Source organism: Streptomyces phyllanthi, from assembly GCF_009377205.1.
Taxonomy (GTDB): Bacteria; Actinomycetota; Actinomycetes; order Streptomycetales; family Streptomycetaceae; genus Streptomyces; species Streptomyces phyllanthi.
On sequence record NZ_VJZE01000827.1, the window covers coordinates 1 to 2,073 of the forward strand.

General features: G+C 72.0%; 2 protein-coding genes. One reads left to right on the forward strand and one right to left on the reverse strand.

All coding sequences use genetic code 11. From position 1 onward, the window contains the following. Nucleotides 1-276: 276 nt before the first annotated feature. Entirely contained in the window at nt 277-1,275 is a 999-nt protein-coding gene (locus FNH04_RS45315; protein WP_152792046.1) for an SCO0930 family lipoprotein, read from the forward strand. Between the two features lie 89 nt (nt 1,276-1,364). Here the strand turns inward: FNH04_RS45315 and FNH04_RS47080 are convergent. Continuing rightward, a partial coding sequence (locus FNH04_RS47080) for a hypothetical protein (RefSeq protein ID WP_194237046.1) occupies nt 1,365-2,073 on the reverse strand: 709 nt, incomplete at its 5' end.

Sequence of the window (2,073 nt, forward strand, 5' to 3'; positions counted from 1 at the left end):
GTCCTGGGCGGGTCCTGGGGCCGGTCCCGGCGCGGGCCCCGGCGCGGGGAGCCCTCACACGCGGCTGCCGCCGGCTCCGTCCGCACCGGGCCCGAAAATCTTCGGAACAACGGCTGGACCGCTGAACCCCCTTTCCGTCACAGCCGTGTTGTCGGCAGCAGCGGAAGACCCGGTAACCGGAATGGGACGGGCGGCTGTTCAGCGTTCACGGAAATCCACGTAAACGGGGGCGCGATGAAGCGCGCCGAAAAACAGGAACGGAAGAGGGAAACAGTCATGCGGAAGTGGCAGAGCATTTCGGTTGCGGTCGCGGCGGCATCGATCATGTTGACGTCCGCGTGCGGAAACGCGCAGAACGAGAGCAAGCCCGCGGGCGCCGCTGTCAGCGCCGGCGCGAAGGAAGCCGCGAACGCTCCGGCCGGGGCGGGCGGCCTCGCACAGCTGCAGGCCTCCTCGCCGGGCAAGCTCAGCATCTGGGACAACGACAAGCTGGGGAAGGTCCTCACCGACAGCGCGGGCTTCACCCTCTACCGCTTCGACAAGGACACCGCCAAGCCCCCTCGATCCTCGTGCGACGGTGACTGCGCCAAGACCTGGCCGCCGGTCCCGGCCGGCGACGCCTCCGCGGCCGTGGGCATGGACGCCTCGCTCCTGGGCGAGGTCACCCGCGCCGACGGCACCCAGCAGCTCACCATCGCCGGCTGGCCGATGTACCGGTACGTCAAGGACACCCAGCCCCGCCAGGCCAACGGCCAGGGCGTGGGCGGCACGTGGTTCGCGGCCGCGCCCGACGGCACGAAGGCCGCCCCCGGTGCGGGTACGGATGCCGGTGCAGGTGCGGGTGCGGGTGCGGGTGCCGATACGGGTTCGGATTCGGGTGCTGGTGCCGGCGCTGGTACGGGCGCCGAGCCGAACGAGGCGCTCCCGGCGCTGTCCACCTTCGGCAACCCCGAGCTGGGCGAGATCATCCGCGACGGCAAGGGCCGTACGCTGTACCGCTTCACCAAGGACACCGCCTGGCCGATGAAGTCCAACTGCGTCGGCGCCTGCCTGGACAAGTGGAAGCCCGCCAAGCCGGTCGACCTGAAGAACGTCGAGGGCATCGATCCCAAGCTCCTGACCACCTACAACCGCCCCGACGGCACCAAGCAGCTGGCCATCGACTGCTGGCCGCTGTACTGGTTCACCGGCGACAAGGCTCCCGGCGACACCAACGGCCAGGGCGTCGGCCGTACCTGGTTCGCGGTCAAGGCGGACGGTACCCTTTCCAAGTAGCTGCACCGCGCCACTCACCACCGCCTGAAACGGGGTGGTTCCCCTCAGGGAACCACCCCGCAGTCGTGTGTGCGGTCTGCGCGGGGCGGCTACTCCTGGTTCTCCGTCGTCGGCGCGGACCGGACGGTGAAGGTCCACGCGGCGGACTCCGGCTCGCCCAGGACGCCCAGGACGACCGGGACGACCCGGCCGGGGCCACGGAGCAGTTCCGCGAGCGCCGCGTGGTCCGCCTCGGTGTCCAGGCTGCCGAAGACGAACCCGGGCCGTGGAGCCGCCTCGTCCGCGCGGCGGTCGGCGACCTCGCCGAGGCCGGCGGCGCGCCCGATGCCGGACAGCCCTTCGGTCATCGCCGCCAAGGAGCCGGTCACGACCGCGGACAGCTGGTCGAGGGCCGGACTCACGGCGAGTTGCAGGACCAGTGACTCCAGCAGCCGCTTCGCCGCCTCCGGGTCGCCGCCCACCACCACCGGTCCGGGTGCCCGGGCCAAGTCGAGGAAGAGACAGCCGTCGGTGTCCGAGGCCCCGATGCAGAGGAACACGCCGTCGCCCTCGGGGATGTCGTACGGGACCGGCATCCACGCGACCGAGGCCGCCTCCTCCGAGCCGTCTCCCCCGGTGAGGGTGACGTCGACGAGGTCGTCACCGAAGGCCACGTGGAACGAGCGGGTGATCTCAGGGCGCGTGGCGGCGGCCTGCGGGCGCGAGGCGGACCCCCGTACGCCATAGCGCCGCGCGACCGCGGCGGACGCGACGGACGCGGCGGACGCCGTGGCCGGGGGCGGGGGCGCGGTCTGGGCC

Coding starts and splice junctions, on each gene's coding strand:
- FNH04_RS45315 (WP_152792046.1), top strand. CDS start 277: ATGCGGAAGTGGCAGAGCATTTCGGTTGCGGTCGCGGCGGCATCGATC.